Annotated in this window: 14 protein-coding genes; 8 read left to right on the top strand and 6 right to left on the bottom strand. The window is 51.5% G+C overall.

Going from position 1 to position 14,044, the window contains the following annotated elements; translation table 11 throughout:
- The first annotated feature begins 18 nt into the window (after positions 1-18).
- Positions 19-942, top strand: coding sequence for a LysR substrate-binding domain-containing protein (locus ACJTMZ_RS00800; RefSeq protein WP_015570563.1), 924 nt, complete (start codon positions 19-21; stop codon positions 940-942).
- Between the two features lie 41 nt (positions 943-983).
- Here the strand turns inward: ACJTMZ_RS00800 and ACJTMZ_RS00795 are convergent, their stop codons facing one another.
- The 3 genes from ACJTMZ_RS00795 to ACJTMZ_RS00785 all read right to left on the bottom strand — a co-directional run bounded on the left by ACJTMZ_RS00795 (position 984) and on the right by ACJTMZ_RS00785 (position 4,261).
- Positions 984-2,675: a methyl-accepting chemotaxis protein gene (locus tag ACJTMZ_RS00795; RefSeq protein WP_023296590.1), complete on the bottom strand. Its 1,692-nt coding sequence runs from the start codon at positions 2,673-2,675 to the stop codon at positions 984-986.
- A 159-nt stretch (positions 2,676-2,834) separates the two neighbouring features.
- Positions 2,835-3,953 carry an S-(hydroxymethyl)glutathione dehydrogenase/class III alcohol dehydrogenase gene (locus ACJTMZ_RS00790; RefSeq protein ID WP_017693450.1) on the bottom strand — a complete coding sequence of 373 codons (1,119 nt, stop codon included), beginning with the start codon at positions 3,951-3,953 and terminating at the stop codon, positions 2,835-2,837.
- Between the two features lie 32 nt (positions 3,954-3,985).
- The gene (locus tag ACJTMZ_RS00785) at positions 3,986-4,261 is read right to left on the bottom strand and encodes a metal/formaldehyde-sensitive transcriptional repressor (RefSeq protein WP_032104106.1); all 276 of its coding nucleotides are present in this window, start codon (positions 4,259-4,261) and stop codon (positions 3,986-3,988) included.
- A gap of 340 nt (positions 4,262-4,601) precedes the next feature.
- Between ACJTMZ_RS00785 and ACJTMZ_RS00780 the strand changes: the two genes are divergently transcribed.
- The 6 genes from ACJTMZ_RS00780 to ACJTMZ_RS00755 all read left to right on the top strand — a co-directional run bounded on the left by ACJTMZ_RS00780 (position 4,602) and on the right by ACJTMZ_RS00755 (position 7,819).
- The gene (locus tag ACJTMZ_RS00780; protein ID WP_126542649.1) at positions 4,602-5,144 is read left to right on the top strand and encodes a hypothetical protein; all 543 of its coding nucleotides are present in this window, start codon (positions 4,602-4,604) and stop codon (positions 5,142-5,144) included.
- Between the two features lie 487 nt (positions 5,145-5,631).
- The gene (locus tag ACJTMZ_RS00775) at positions 5,632-6,255 is read left to right on the top strand and encodes a hypothetical protein (RefSeq protein WP_032104107.1); all 624 of its coding nucleotides are present in this window, start codon (positions 5,632-5,634) and stop codon (positions 6,253-6,255) included.
- 143 nt (positions 6,256-6,398) lie between these two features.
- Positions 6,399-6,671 (top strand): YqjD family protein, encoded by a 273-nt coding sequence (locus tag ACJTMZ_RS00770; RefSeq protein ID WP_003857263.1) that lies wholly within the window; start codon positions 6,399-6,401, stop codon positions 6,669-6,671.
- Between the two features lie 187 nt (positions 6,672-6,858).
- Positions 6,859-7,098 carry a regulatory protein YcgZ gene (gene ycgZ / locus ACJTMZ_RS00765; protein WP_003857265.1) on the top strand — a complete coding sequence of 80 codons (240 nt, stop codon included), beginning with the start codon at positions 6,859-6,861 and terminating at the stop codon, positions 7,096-7,098.
- Positions 7,099-7,217: 119 nt separating this feature from the next.
- Positions 7,218-7,517, top strand: a complete 300-nt coding sequence (locus tag ACJTMZ_RS00760) for a hypothetical protein (protein ID WP_032669919.1) — start codon at positions 7,218-7,220, stop codon at positions 7,515-7,517.
- 23 nt (positions 7,518-7,540) lie between these two features.
- Entirely contained in the window at positions 7,541-7,819 is a 279-nt protein-coding gene (locus ACJTMZ_RS00755; protein ID WP_044596271.1) for a biofilm development regulator YmgB/AriR family protein, read from the top strand.
- Positions 7,820-7,902: 83 nt separating this feature from the next.
- Here ACJTMZ_RS00755 and ACJTMZ_RS00750 read toward each other — a convergent pair whose 3' ends face one another.
- Entirely contained in the window at positions 7,903-9,360 is a 1,458-nt protein-coding gene (locus ACJTMZ_RS00750) for an EAL domain-containing protein (protein WP_408626805.1), read from the bottom strand.
- Between the two features lie 285 nt (positions 9,361-9,645).
- Between ACJTMZ_RS00750 and ACJTMZ_RS00745 the strand changes: the two genes are divergently transcribed.
- Positions 9,646-10,530 (top strand): hypothetical protein, encoded by an 885-nt coding sequence (locus tag ACJTMZ_RS00745; protein WP_032655601.1) that lies wholly within the window; start codon positions 9,646-9,648, stop codon positions 10,528-10,530.
- Positions 10,531-10,563: 33 nt separating this feature from the next.
- On the opposite strand, the gene ACJTMZ_RS00740 is transcribed toward ACJTMZ_RS00745, so the two are convergent.
- Together ACJTMZ_RS00740 and ACJTMZ_RS00735 are read right to left on the bottom strand one after the other, a co-directional pair.
- A complete protein-coding gene (locus ACJTMZ_RS00740) occupies positions 10,564-11,739 on the bottom strand; it encodes an HlyD family type I secretion periplasmic adaptor subunit (RefSeq protein ID WP_032104109.1) in 1,176 nt (391 codons plus the stop codon).
- The gene (locus ACJTMZ_RS00735; RefSeq protein ID WP_039270785.1) at positions 11,736-13,901 is read right to left on the bottom strand and encodes a type I secretion system permease/ATPase; all 2,166 of its coding nucleotides are present in this window, start codon (positions 13,899-13,901) and stop codon (positions 11,736-11,738) included. Before ACJTMZ_RS00735 ends, ACJTMZ_RS00740 begins: the two co-directional genes overlap by 4 nt.
- Between the last annotated feature and the right edge of the window lie 143 nt (positions 13,902-14,044).

Here is a 14,044-nt window from a genome sequence, read left to right as displayed (position 1 = left end):
CTGTTTTTAACATCGCCTATGGAAAAAAATGGTCTGTTCAGTCAGCGCATACGCTTGCGCCATTTGCATACTTTTGTGGCCGTCGCTCAACAGGGAACGCTGGGGCGAGCGGCTGAAACCCTTAACCTCAGTCAGCCTGCACTATCCAAAACGCTGAACGAACTGGAACAGCTTACCGGAACCCGCCTGTTCGATCGCGGCCGTCTGGGCGCTCAGCTTACTCTCGTGGGTGAACAGTTCCTGACGCATGCCGTTAAAGTTCTCGATGCCCTCAATACCGCCGGTCAGGCGCTCAACCGTAAAGAGGAGTCGGCCAGCGACATCGTGCGCGTGGGCGCGCTGCCAACGGCGGCGCTGGGCATACTGCCTGCGGCGATCGGCCAGTTCCACCGTCAGCAAAAGCACGCCACGCTTCAGGTCGCGACCATGAATAACACCATGCTGCTGGCGGGCCTGAAGTCAGGCGAGCTGGATCTGGGCATTGGGCGGATGTCCGATCCGGAACTGATGAGTGGCCTGAATTACGAGCTGCTGTTCCTGGAATCGCTGAAGCTGGTCGTGCGTCCGAATCATCCCCTGTTGCAGGACACCGTGACCCTGAGCCGCGTGATGGAGTGGCCGGTGGTGGTCTCACCAAAAGGAACCGTTCCGCGTCAGAATGCGGAAGCGTTGCTGCAAATGCAGGGCTGCACCCTGCCTTCCGGGTGTATTGAAACGCTCTCGGCGTCGCTGTCGCGCCAGCTTACGGTGGATTACGACTACGTGTGGTTTGTGCCGTCCGGCGCGGTGAAGGACGATCTGCGACGCGGTGTGCTTACGGCGCTGCCGGTAACATCGCCCGGCGCGGGAGAACCGATTGGGATCCTGACGCGGGTAGATGCCCCGCTCTCTGAAGGCGCCCAAACGCTGTTAAGCGCCATTCGTAAATCAATGCCTCTCTGACCCTAAACGCAGAACCCGCCGCGAGGGCGGGTCTGTCTTACTCAGAACGTTTCCCAGTTATCACCTGAGACGGCCGCCGCCGGGGTTAAAGGCGCGGATTTCGCTGCGGTTGCAGGGGCTGTAGTCCGTCCAGCCCCTGCCCCGATGAGACGAAACGCGCCAACAGCCTCCGTCAGACGTGCGCCCTGCTCTTCCAGCGAGGCCGCCGCCGCAGAAGCTTCTTCCACCAGCGAGGCATTCTGCTGCGTCACCTTGTCCATCTCGGAAATCGCCTGGCTCACCTGAACAATGCCGCGGCTCTGCTCATCGGACGCCGCTGCAATCTCCAGCATAATATCGGTGACGCGTTTAACCGCCTCGACGATCTCATTCATGGTATTGCCCGCCGCAACCACTTCCCCGGAACCCTGATCGATAAGCGACACAGATTCATTAATCAGGCTTTCAATCTCTTTCGCCGCATTCGCGCTGCGGCTTGCCAGGGTGCGGACTTCACTCGCCACGACCGCAAAGCCGCGTCCCTGTTCACCCGCACGCGCCGCCTCGACCGCCGCGTTGAGCGCCAGAATATTGGTCTGGAACGCGATACTGTTAATCACGGCGGTAATTTCAGAGATCTTCTTCGAGCTGGTGGAAATATTACCCATGGTTTTCACCACGCCGGAGACCATCTGCCCCCCGCGGCTGGCCTTACCGGAGGCATCTTCTGCCAGTTTACTCGCATGATGCGCGTTATCGGCGTTCTGTTTCACCGTCGCGGTGAGCTGCTCCATGCTGGCCGCCGTCTGTTCAATCGCCGCCGCCTGCTGCTCGGTACGGGAAGAGAGATCGGTGTTACCCGCGGAGATCTCGCTGGTTCCACGGTAGATCTCCTCCGCCCCTTGCCGCACGGTGCCCACGGTTGTCACCAGCGCGTGCTGCATCGTTTGCAGATCGCGCGTCAGGCGGCCAATTTCGCTGCGCCCGGTCGGTTCGTCCGGCATGGTCAAATCGCCTTTCGCGATATTTTCGATACGCGTAGCGGCTCGCTGGAGCGGGTTTATCACCGTACGGCGCAGCACCACAAAGGTGATCACCGCCAGCGCCAGCGCCAGGCCAAACGCGCCGAACATAAACATCAGCCCCAGCCGGGTGCGGGTGTGAGCCTGTGCCGTCAGCGCGTTGGCGCGTTCGGTGCGGATTTTTATCGCCTTCAGCAGCACCGCGTTATAGGCATCGTCCAGCGGACGCGCGGTCTCATTTTCGTGGTTAATAATGGCTTCAAACATGCCATTTTTGGCATATTTCAGCATCGGCTGCATACCGGCGATGTAGGCGTCATAGCGGGCTTTCAGATCGCCATCCAGCGCTTCATCAGCCGGGGTGCGAACGGTGCGCTTCATATAGGCGGCAAATCCATCCTGCGACTGCCTGATGCGGGTCTCAGCCTCAGCGATGTTTTGTTTCATCGCCTCCATCTCCGCGATACGGCTCGCCGCCCCCGCGTGGATCATGTTGATACGGGCGGTACGTAAATGGTTGGAACTGTTTGACAGACCGGTGCGCACCTGGATTTCTGCCGTGACATCCTGCTGATCGTTATCGGCCTGGAGCAGGAAATAGCCTGCCAGACCCGAGCTCAATGCAAACAGGAGAATAATGCCACCGAGAATGGAGGAAAACAGCGGAACCAGCCGGATGTGATGCAAGAAACTCAGCTTAGGCTGCGCCTGCATCGATGTTGTGTTGTCCATGACCGTCGACTCTCTTATAGGTAAGATGCGTAATAACACGCCTGTAAAAGAGTCATCGGCACGCCAGGGAATTAAATTACGTCTAAAAGCGCCGGACAGGTCACACTTTAGAGAAGATCAGGGAAGAAATGCCAGCGGAAAAAACCGCTGGCAGAATAATCAGTTGTCGCCGAAATGGATAACAGTGCGAATGGATTTTCCTTCGTGCATCAGATCGAAGGCTTCGTTGATCTGCTCCAGCGGCAGGCGGTGCGTAATGAACGGATCAAGCTGAATTTTACCGACCATCGCATCTTCAACCATGCCCGGCAGCTGAGTACGGCCTTTCACGCCGCCAAATGCTGACCCGCGCCATACGCGCCCTGTCACCAGCTGGAAGGGACGGGTTTTGATCTCCTGACCCGCGCCGGCCACACCGATAATGATGCTCTCGCCCCAGCCTTTGTGGCAGCACTCCAGCGCTGAGCGCATTACGTTGACGTTGCCGATACATTCGAAGCTAAAGTCCACGCCGCCGTCGGTCAGCTCAACGATCACGTCCTGAACCGGTTTGTCGTAGTCTTTCGGGTTGATAAAGTCGGTCGCCCCCATCTCACCTGCGAGCTTAAATTTCTCCGGGTTGGTATCCACAGCAATGATACGCCCAGCTTTCGCCTGTACCGCGCCCTGGATAACCGCCAGACCGATCCCGCCCAGGCCGAACACCGCCACGGTGTCCCCCTCTTTCACTTTCGCCGTGTTATGCACCGCGCCGATACCGGTGGTGACACCGCAGCCGAGCAGACAGACTTTATCCAGCGGGGCCTGCGGATTCACTTTCGCCAGTGAGATCTCGGCGCACACCGTGTATTCGCTGAAGGTGCTGGTACCCATGTAGTGATAAATGGGCTCGCCGTTATAGGAGAAACGGGTGGTGCCGTCCGGCATAAGTCCTTTGCCCTGCGTGGCGCGCACGGCCTGGCAGAGGTTAGTTTTGCCGGATTTGCAGAACTTACACTCGCCGCACTCTGCGGTGTAGAGCGGGATCACATGGTCGCCGGGCTTCAGGCTGGTGACGCCTTCACCCACTTCCACCACCACACCGCCCCCTTCGTGGCCGAGCACCGCCGGGAATACGCCTTCCGGATCGTCACCAGACAGGGTAAACGCATCGGTATGGCAAACGCCGGTGTGGGTAATTTTGATCAGCACTTCGCCTTTCTTCGGCGGAGCAACATCAATTTCAACGATTTTCAGCGGCTGGCCTGGGCCGAATGCGACAGCTGCGCGAGATTTCATGATGTCTTTCCCTTGTTGTGAGGTGTGTGGGTTTATTTTAGATAAGAGCGCAGTAAATGGCCGACTTCCGCCATCCGCACTGCCCGCTGATCCGGGGTGGTCTCCCCCGTCACCAGCTCATCTTTGAGGTGAATTTCGACCATTTCACCCATCAGGCCATTGGCAGCGCCGCGCACGGCGGCAATTTGCTGCAAAATGGCGAGACAGGGATCGCCCGATTCCAGGGCGCGTTCAAGGGCATCAACCTGGCCCCGAATGCGGCGGACGCGGGTCATAATACGTTTTTTATCTTCGGGTGAATGCGGCATACGCCCTCCTGATACTATAGGGGGGTATTGTATCGTTCATGGGAAGTTAATGTAAACATTAAGTTTTATGAGGTTATCAGGTATCATGTAACTTATAGTGTGTTTCTTTTCTTGACTCGAACATCTGAACTAAGCTATGACACATTCTGTAAAAACATAGTTGTAATAAATACCGTCGTATCCGCATTTTTGAAGGTTTCTGCATTCACGCAAATTCCCGTCCCCACCAAAGACTGTAGGTTTCTTAAGAATACAATGAGGAATAGACTAATACGCGATAGTTAACATTTTTAAATGTCAAATGCTTTTTATGAATGAAAACTTTTATTAAGGGCTTTTAATGAGCATTTTCTTAAGACGAAGTATATATGCATTATGCAAAGATAGTTTATTTTTCTTTCTTCTTAGTTTGGTTGTATTGATACCTTTCAATTTCCTTAGCGATAAATACACTCAGGAGATAGAAACTATCATTGAAGAACATATGGCCCCTCATTCTCTTGCAGCAATGCTTGTAATAGCAACGTCTATTACGTCTCTGACACTTCGATTTGTCGGAAGCATAAACGTCAAGAAAAAATATAATAAACTCATATATACACTCATTATTTTCCCTGTTATCAAAGTAGGGAAAGCGTATGCTTCTACGATGGTCGGCATGATGACAGGGTTAGCCTTAATATTATCCTTCTCTGAAGGCATATCAAAAGCAATAATACCTTTATTTTTCATTGTTTGTATTTCTATGTACTGGTTTCTTTTTGAAGCGATATTGTATGTTAGTAAAAATGGCCTGCCATCAAACGTCAGTAAAAAAACAACAAATATTTTATTGCTAATAATAGTAATTATAATACCCGCAGTGTATTTCTACATTGTATGAAGTAGCTATCAATGAATTCAAAACCAGATGGCCATACCTAAAAATTGCGGCCAGTTTTAAACTCAAGTTAAGATCCGTATTGAGCAGGCAAATGAGATCACTATAGCCTGTCTGTACAACTGCGGCCACGGTGTTATTGGCCTTTAGGCATTTAGCACTAATACACATGCTGGTCACAAGCTGCTGGCTTAGCCACTCTTTCTTCGACTGCCAGCTCGGGTGTGGAAAGGCGGAAATGCTGTATCAGGTGTATTCGACCTGCTTCAACGAGTTCTATGTTGTGCAGCTACAGCTGTTTATCGAGCGGTTCGGGTTTACCCTTAACGTCTCTCTCATAGATGGTGCAACCATATTTAGGGTTTACCCCCACCTCGGCCAACCCTATTTAGCTCAAAATGTTAAAAATCCGCACTTATATGGCACAATGTGAACAGAAATAACATTCGCGTCACCTAACATATTCGCTACAAACAAAATGGTGGTGTTAATGATTGTACTAAAGAGCTTTTTATTCTTCGTTGGCGCAGCGGCCGCTTGCGCACTTATTGTACTGTGTCTTTGGGTTGATATGCGGTTTGTCGGCCATGATATTCCGGAATTATCACTGACCGAAATTATGCAGGAAACGGTATTAGCGACTATTGTCTTTCTCCATTTTCGTCTGGCGAAAATGGACGAATCCATGCGTTACTGTAATATTCTGGTGGGCGGATTTTTCCTGACAATGCTAATTCGTGAACTGGACGCGCTTTTTGATCTCATTTCTCATGGGAGTTGGGTGTGGTTCGCGCTGATTACGGCTCTGCTGGCGTTAATTCGCCCCGTTATGCATTTTCGCGCTACCCTGGAACAGCTGGCAAAATATACCCAATCCCCCTGGTACGGCATTCTGTTGAGCGGCCTGCTGGCTGTACTGGTCTTCTCCCGCCTCTTTGGAATGCAGGTGCTGTGGCACGACATCCTTGAGCATGGCTATATGCGTGTCGTGAAAAACGCCGTGGAGGAAGGTTCGGAATCATTCGGCTATATGCTGTGCCTGGCCGCATCCCTTGGCTATTACGTTACCTTTCGCACTCACGCACGGCAGAAACAGTCTCTTCGCGCTGCGTAGAGAACGACATTTTTTGGACTTTATGGTGGTCATGTAAGAAAGACATGTCCTAAAAAGGGGCAATCTGCCGTCGATTTCAGCGAATTCTCGCTCACTCCTGCAATCAGCGTCTATCCTTAGACTACCAACAAAAGGAGGCTGGAATGTCTGATTTCGACACTGATAAAAATGCACAGTACGCTGGCGATAAAGCCAAAAACAAACTTGATGAATTATCCGGCTCTGCGCAGCAGCAGTTTGGTGAATTCGTTGATTCCCCTAAACACCAGGTGAAAGGTGCAGCGAAAAAATATGCTGCCCAGGCCAGTGATGCCGTCTCGGATGTCACTGAAGCCGTCAGAAACAATCCCTTAACGGGCTTAATCGCTGCGGGTGCGGTAGGTATTGTTCTGGGACTTCTGCTGGGACGTAAATAATTTCAGGCCCTTCGGGGCCTTTCCTTTTCCCCTCTTTCCTGCTCTTTCCCCCCCTATAGTTGATAGTTTTCCTGACAAAAACACGATCCACGTGAAAAGTTGTACAATTTTAATGTACAGATTTGATCGAATAGTATAAATTCAATGCCACTGATGTTACAAAATTGTTTGTTAACGGTGGAAAATTATGCGTCGCAACCATGCTCCCTCTACAGCAGAAAGCGCTATCACCTTGTATTTTAACAAGGATAACGTCCCAACACAGCAGGAAACCCTTGGTGCTATCGTCAGTGAGATCATCAAAGAAAATGTACAACTGAGCAGAATGACAATCTGTACAAAGCTGTTGCGCAGAATTGAAGAGTCAACGTCTGACGTTGAGAAAGCGCACTATAACGGTCTGATAGCCCTCTTCTTCGAGCGTTAACCTGAACACTGTTTTTTTAACTTACTAAGTTAGTCATGCTGAGTGAGAATAGAGCTCCTGAATGCGATGACTAACCCCATGCTACAGCCTCCTGCGTGTAGCAGAGTGAGATTGAAGCTATGCATAGAACTAAATTTGAACGACTTAAGGATGACCTTATCGGTGAGGCCGTATTATCCATACTGAAAGAGAACGGACCTATTACCTTTGCGTCTCTTGCTGGTCGCCTGCGGGCGATGGCTAACGTTGAATCAAATGATGAACGCAAAAATGCATTGATTGCCGCTGAAGATGAAGTACGCCAGCGTGTAACCGGCGTATCGCACGACCGGGGAAGAGTGATGGGCGATTATGATATTGGGCGCATGCGCTCTCTCTTTACTCACAACACGCTTCTGACCCCAGACAAGAAACACTAATTTTAACCGAAACGGTGACCACCATGAGTAAAGCGATTATGCAGCAAACGTATAATTTTGAAGCCCTGCACGATAAAGGACTGGCGGAACATTTTCTTAATGCTGGAAAGCATCTCAGTGGTGAGGTTGAAGTGTTGGGCTCGGCAATACGCTGTATTATGCTGACCGGTGACAATCTCTCAAATAAAGAGATTATCCTGCAACTGATTCACGCCCTCGAAATTACCGAGGAGCCCGAAGCCTGCGATGTCATTCGTAACACGCTTGAAATTGTTGTCGGTTTTACGCGCGATGATATCTGATAACAGATTATTGCCCTGGTGAGTGACTGTTTTGCTGGTGGTCGAAGAGTTAAGTCTGTCGTACCACCAGCATAGTGAATCCATTAACTAAATAGCCGTACCATTCGATCCAGCTCATCTTCTTTAACCGCCCGGGAAAGATAATATCCCTGGAAGCGCTTAACCCCTAATGCGACAAGTTTTTCAAATTTTTCTTCGCTATCGACGCCTTCCGCAACGCATTCCCTTCCCGTCATGTCGCTGTATATCTGTATCGCTTTAATAATGCTAATGTCATTGTCGTTAGCAACAAAGTGCTCGACTATATCGCGGTCAAGCTTCAGTCCATCAAAATTAATCTGTCGGATGGGTAACATAGCGTAATCTCTGGAAAAGCAATCATCCAGAAACAGCCGGCATCCCTCGGCGCGTAAACGCTGGAGAGTGACAGGAATATTTGGATCCTTTGTTACATCAATGGTTTCAGCTAATTCAAAGACAAGTTTCCCGGCCCACTGCGGCTTCAGTAACATTTCAACGGCTTTTTTCGCCATTCCCGGCAGCGCGTTCCCGGCAGCCAGTTGAGGAGGAATATTAACCGAAAAATAATATTTTCCATTGTATCTGTTGATACCTGACACGGCCGCGTGAATGACTAACGCCGTCAGCTTGAGCCAAATTTCGCCATTTTTTATCCCATCCAGAAATTGGCCTGGTTTCAGGACCTGACCGTTTTTATGCCAGCGCAGCAGAATTTCAAAGCCCACTCCTTTTTTATCGCCATCGGTAATAATTTGATAAGCCGCAAAGATTTCCCGCTTATGTAACGCCTGCAATATATTTATTTCTGCTTCCGAAAACCCCTGCGCTTTGTTCTTTACTGCACAGACCTCATCCCTTAAGACACGTGCATCGCTAAACCACACTCTGATAAGATATAATTTACCCAACCCCACTTTACGATGAGTATAAATGGTTTTATCTGACAAACTTAACCTCGCTGACTGCTCTTTTATCGAAATACCTCGATAAAAATTCAGCAATACGGTTAATTCACGTTTTGATAAACCATGCAGGCTTTCCTTACCTTCTTTCTCAGGTCCTTCACGCAATAAACGTGACGAATCGGCATGTACTTCAGAAATATTCTCTACACAATTCATTACCTCTGAAATATTCGCCACCCTGATCCTCGACAACGATCTGGTATTATTAACGAGACTTTTCAGCGTGGCATAAAGCCACCTTTCTGGTATTGCACCATACAGGGTCACGCTACAAATAACCGGCAGTGCATTCAGAACCGAGACCAACCGTTTCAGGCTTTCAAGAAAGGCAGTCACGTCGCGACCAAGAAAAACAGAAACTTCAGGCTGTTGATTTTGCATCATTTTTTGCACATCGCCTGAGCAAACTTCATCCTCTTCAAAATGGAGCCGCGTGGCGTTTACGCCACGAGACTTCAGAAGCAGGCTATACCCCTCGAAGGTGAAACCGCAGGCTGAAATAACGAATCGTTGCTTGTAGCAAGTACCTTGCATAAAAGGTAAGTTTTGAGACATAACCTGCTCCTGAGAATGTAAATATCATTCCCAAATGTGATTAAAGCCAATATTCTTTGTCGCATTGAATAATTTTACCGCACCCCATTTGGTTAATAAACCGTTATCAATGTTATGCACGGGAACATCTTTGCGTTAATCAACCCACTCATCCATATGCAGCATAAATATTACTTTCTTTTCATATAACGACAGTAAATATGCACTTCACAAGGTATAATGAAAATTCCGAAAAAGAAGACCAGACACTTCATCTTATCGGCCCAGACAAAAAGAGAAAATGCTATGGATAATCACATTTCATCCAGGGCTTTGCTACATCGAAGGGATGTTATTAAAAACAACCCGCGATTTGGTGAAGCTATAACAGAGCACTACAGAATTAATGATGCCATTTATAAAAAACAACCCTTGTTCTATAAAACGATGCTTCAGGAATCACGCTTCAACATAATACTGTCCATGTGTTGTTTTGTTTTTGGTAATCAGGCTGAGTCAGTTTCAGAGATAAAGGCACTGTGTACCCGCTATAATATCGCCAGCCCTAACAGTGTTATCGCGATCATCACCATACTTAAGACCACCGGGCGAATTAAGACCTGGCGCTGTACCGAAGATCGCCGAAAAACAAAAATCGCACCAACGGAAAAAGGACTGGATGAGCTGAAACGCTATATGTCCGGGGCGTTTACGCCTGTTAGCATTCTTTTTCCGACATTCAATATAAATGCTAACCTTCTGGACAATGATATTCTGAGGCACAACTTTTTCCGGCGCGCCGCAGAGTACCTTTTCCGCGGATTAACATTCAGGAAAGTGCTTCCGGAGGTGGGTTTATTTATTGATAAGGATGGTGGCCGAATGATTATGCTCTATCTCTATTTGCAGGCCATCAAAAACAAAACAGCACATGGTGCCATAATAGCGTATTCAGCCAGCACGCTGGCAAAAGAATTTTTCGTTTCGCGTATTCATGTTAAACGGATTATCAAATCGGCGCAGGAGGCAGGTTATCTTAAAGATCGCGGCGATGGCCGGATGTCGATTTATCCGGCCTTTATCGAGCTGGTCGAAAATTATGCCGGATTATATTTTGCGTATGTCACACATTACATCAATGTGGTACCAAAAGAACGACGCCATGTTGTCAACATGACGCCTACACTCTGATCTGACGGGCGTTCGGTTTGCTGAACGCCTTTTTTATCGCTCGCGCAGCGCCTCTTTTGCCTTATTCAATGGTTTCAGCAGATAATCAATGACGGATTTACTGCCGGTTTTGATATCAACCGTGGCTATCATGCCCGGGAACACCGGGAATTCCTTGCCCTGCCTGTTGGTCAGATGGTTACTGTCAGTACGAATATAAACGCGATAATAATAAACATCCCGTTTCACCTCGTCCTGAAGGGTATCCGGGGAAATCATCGTCACCTCCCCTTCCAGCCCGCCGTAGATCGAGTAGTCATAAGCGGTGATTTTCACCAGCGCTTTTTGCCCGGGATGGATAAACGCGACATCGCGCGGCGAGATTTTCGCTTCTATCACCATCTGGTCATCAAGCGGTACCAGGCTCATCAGTTTGCCGTTCGGCGGGATCACCCCGCCCACCGTCGTCACGTCAATGTCCTTCACGATGCCACGCACCGGCGCATTAAACGTTAAGCGGGTGAGTGAATCTTCGCGCCCTTTCATGACGGAGCGCTGCGCTTCCATTTCCGCGTTCGCTTTTGCCAGTTCTTCGCGGGCGCGAACGTAGTACTGGTTTTTCATTTCGGTGATTTTGCTCTCCAGCTCATTTTTTTGACGTTCAAGGCGTAAGACTTCGACCTTACTGGCCGCCCCCTGCGTCACCAGTGGGCGCGTTAATGCCAGTTCACGCTGCACAAGATCCGCTCCCTGGCGTAAACCCGCCAGCCCTTTTTCAAGGCTTTCGCGACGTGACTGATAAAGCGCCGTTTCCTGTTTGACCAACTCAACGTCGTCATCCAGCTCTGCCGGGAATGTCAGCCCGGTGTCGTTCACCTCAGCATTCAGACGCGCGGCCGTCGCCATCGCAGCGTTTAATCGAGACTCGCTCTCCAGCACGCTGGACTCGGTTTTCGTCCGGTCCAGTTGGGCAAGCTGTTGACCACGCTCGACGATATCGCCTTCGCGCACCATCAGACTGTGGATAATCCCCCCTTCCAGGGACTGGATCACCTGCTCGTGGGAGGACGGGATCACCTTGCCGCTACCCGTCGTGACCTCATCCAACTGGAACAGGCTGGCCCAGGTAATAAAGACCACCAGCAGGGCAAACAGCGACCATGCCACCAGCGACGAACGCGGCAGGCGCGGCTCCTTGAGCCGGCTGTTAAAGCGGGAGAAATCATTCATGCCACGCCCTCCGTTTTCAGTTTAACCGTGCGCTGCGGCGCCTGCTGCGGGGCCATTCCGTGCTGGCGTAAAATGGCATCACGAGGGCCATCCATCACCACTTTGCCGTTTTCCAGGACGATGATGCGGTCAACCAGGTCCAGAATCGGCAGACGATGCGTCGCCACCACCAGCGTCCGGCGCTTACCGAGCCACTGGTGCAGATGCTGGATAAACTGCTTCTCGCTGACCTCATCCAGCCAGGCGGTGGGTTCATCCAGCAGCAGAATATTCGGCGAGGTGATCAGCGCGCGCGCCAGCAGCAGCGCCTGACGTTGCCCGCCGGAAAGCCCCGTTCCGCCCTCATTGATGATGGTGTTCAGCCCCATTTTCTGCTTGCGCACAAACTCCAGCGCGCCGCTGTTGACCAGCGCCTGATGGATTTCCTCGTCTGTCGCCAGCGGATTACCCATCAGGATGTTGTCGCGTACGGAGCCGAAGAACAGCCGCGCCTGCTGGCTGAGCAACTGCATGTCGCGGCGCACGTCGGCCGGGTCAAGATGATTGAGAGCAATATCGTCCAGCAAAATGCTGCCCTGCTGCGGCTCCTGCATTCCCGCCAGCAGATGCAGCAAGGTGCTTTTCCCCGAACCATTCCGCCCGAGCACCGCCACGCGCTCCCCGGCGCGAATGCGCAGTTTGCTGATATTCAGCACGGTAAGCTTCTCTTCTTCGTCGTAATAAAACCCGACGTCGTCCAGCCGATAATCACCGCGCAGATGGGCTTTATGCACTTTTTTGCCGTGCTGGGGATCGTCAATCGGGCGCTGCATCAGGTCATCCAGTCCCTTGCGGGCCACCTTTGCCGACTGCCAGCGGGAGAGCACGCCGGAAATCTGCGACAGGGGCGCGATGGTGCGGGACGCCAGAATCGAGGTCCCCACCAGCGCACCGGTGGTCATGTCGCCGCTGATGACCAGATAACACCCCACCAGCAGCACCACGGCGTAGACGATAGACTGCACCTCCTGGGTCCATGTCAGCAGCAGCCCCGTCAGCCAGCGCTGCTTCATGCCGACGCTCGCGGCAACGTCATTGGTGTTATTCCACTGGTTCTGGAACCTCTGCTCGGCGCGCATTAGCTTGATGTCCTCAAGCCCCTGCACTGCTTCCACCAGCGTGGCGTTACGAATCGCCGATTCACGCATCCCTTCGCTGGAGAGTTTTCCCAGCGGGCGCTGCACCAGCAGGCCGGGAATGAGCAGCAGCGGTACGGCCAGCAGCACCACCAGCACCAGCGGGCCGCCAATCATCCACAGAATGAAGACGAAAAGCAGGAAGAACGGCAGATCGGAGATAGCGGCAATGGTGGTGGAAGTGATCAGCTCCCGCACCGACTCCAGCTCGCGGATCTGGGCGATAAACGACCCGGTCGATTTCGACCGTGCGCCGTTTTTAATCCTCAGGGCGTGGGCAAACACGCGCTCGGAAATACGCAGGTCGGCGCGTTTCCCTACCACGTCCGAAATATGCACCCGCAGCATGCGCATGATGAATTCAAACACGATGGCGATCATCACACCGCCAAACAGCACCCACAGCGTGGCCTCCGACTGGGACGGCACCACCCTGTCATACACCTGCATGGAAAAGACCATGCCGGAGAGCGCCAGCACGTTGGCGACCAGCGCCACCAGCATTATGTCGCTGTAACGACGCCAGTCTTTCAGCGCCAGCTGCCAGAACCAGTTTTTCTCATAGGGTTTGATGTAATCATCCACGCGCGCATCCGGCGTGGACTCCAGGGGACGCAGCACCATCAGCCCCTTTAACCGCGAACCGAGTTCGTCGCGCGTCAGCGTCGTCTCCAGGCCCCCGTCGCCGCTAAACTGCACGCTGACGTTCCCTTCGTTGTCCATACGGTTGATGACCGCAATTTGCCCGCCGGTGAACTCCGCCAGCAGCGGTAAACGCCACGGATCGAGCGCTACGACTCCCGCCGCCACCCAACGCATCCCCAGCCCAAGCTGGCGCGCCATCTCCTCCAGCACCAGCTGGCGTGGAGACTGGCTTTCATGGTTAATCGTGACCCGAACATGCTCCGCCGAAAAATCCAGCCGATAATATTTCGCGATGATGAGCATGCCCTGCAACCAGGGTTCGTACTGTGGATGTGTCTTCATAATGCTACGTCCTGTTCAGGGCGATGATTTCGCACTGAAATGATACCTTTCCGGGATGATTAGAAATCGAACGCTGTCTAAACGAGCCCGCAAAATAATCTTGTGAAATATAGGGTTATGGCTATTCGTGTAAAGAAACGCAA

Origin of the sequence: Enterobacter sp. DN, from assembly GCF_046054285.1 — a bacterium.
GTDB classification, from domain to species: domain Bacteria; phylum Pseudomonadota; class Gammaproteobacteria; order Enterobacterales; family Enterobacteriaceae; genus Enterobacter; species Enterobacter hormaechei_C.
Note: the sequence above shows the minus strand (reverse complement) of the source record. Positions and strands in the feature narration are given on the sequence as shown.

Excerpts from the sequence above, each read along its gene's own strand:
- ACJTMZ_RS00795 (WP_023296590.1), bottom strand. The coding sequence starts at position 2,675 with ATGGACAACACAACATCGATGCAGGCGCAGCCTAAGCTGAGTTTCTTG.
- ACJTMZ_RS00740 (WP_032104109.1), bottom strand. The coding sequence starts at position 11,739 with ATGAATGATTTCTCCCGCTTTAACAGCCGGCTCAAGGAGCCGCGCCTG.
- ACJTMZ_RS00755 (WP_044596271.1), top strand. The coding sequence starts at position 7,541 with ATGAGTAAAGCGATTATGCAGCAAACGTATAATTTTGAAGCCCTGCAC.
- ACJTMZ_RS00800 (WP_015570563.1), top strand. The coding sequence starts at position 19 with ATGGAAAAAAATGGTCTGTTCAGTCAGCGCATACGCTTGCGCCATTTG.
- ACJTMZ_RS00750 (WP_408626805.1), bottom strand. The coding sequence starts at position 9,360 with ATGTCTCAAAACTTACCTTTTATGCAAGGTACTTGCTACAAGCAACGA.
- ycgZ (WP_003857265.1), top strand. The coding sequence starts at position 6,859 with ATGCGTCGCAACCATGCTCCCTCTACAGCAGAAAGCGCTATCACCTTG.
- ACJTMZ_RS00790 (WP_017693450.1), bottom strand. The coding sequence starts at position 3,953 with ATGAAATCTCGCGCAGCTGTCGCATTCGGCCCAGGCCAGCCGCTGAAA.
- ACJTMZ_RS00735 (WP_039270785.1), bottom strand. The coding sequence starts at position 13,901 with ATGAAGACACATCCACAGTACGAACCCTGGTTGCAGGGCATGCTCATC.
- ACJTMZ_RS00770 (WP_003857263.1), top strand. The coding sequence starts at position 6,399 with ATGTCTGATTTCGACACTGATAAAAATGCACAGTACGCTGGCGATAAA.
- ACJTMZ_RS00760 (WP_032669919.1), top strand. The coding sequence starts at position 7,218 with ATGCATAGAACTAAATTTGAACGACTTAAGGATGACCTTATCGGTGAG.
- ACJTMZ_RS00775 (WP_032104107.1), top strand. The coding sequence starts at position 5,632 with ATGATTGTACTAAAGAGCTTTTTATTCTTCGTTGGCGCAGCGGCCGCT.
- ACJTMZ_RS00780 (WP_126542649.1), top strand. The coding sequence starts at position 4,602 with ATGAGCATTTTCTTAAGACGAAGTATATATGCATTATGCAAAGATAGT.
- ACJTMZ_RS00745 (WP_032655601.1), top strand. The coding sequence starts at position 9,646 with ATGGATAATCACATTTCATCCAGGGCTTTGCTACATCGAAGGGATGTT.
- ACJTMZ_RS00785 (WP_032104106.1), bottom strand. The coding sequence starts at position 4,261 with ATGCCGCATTCACCCGAAGATAAAAAACGTATTATGACCCGCGTCCGC.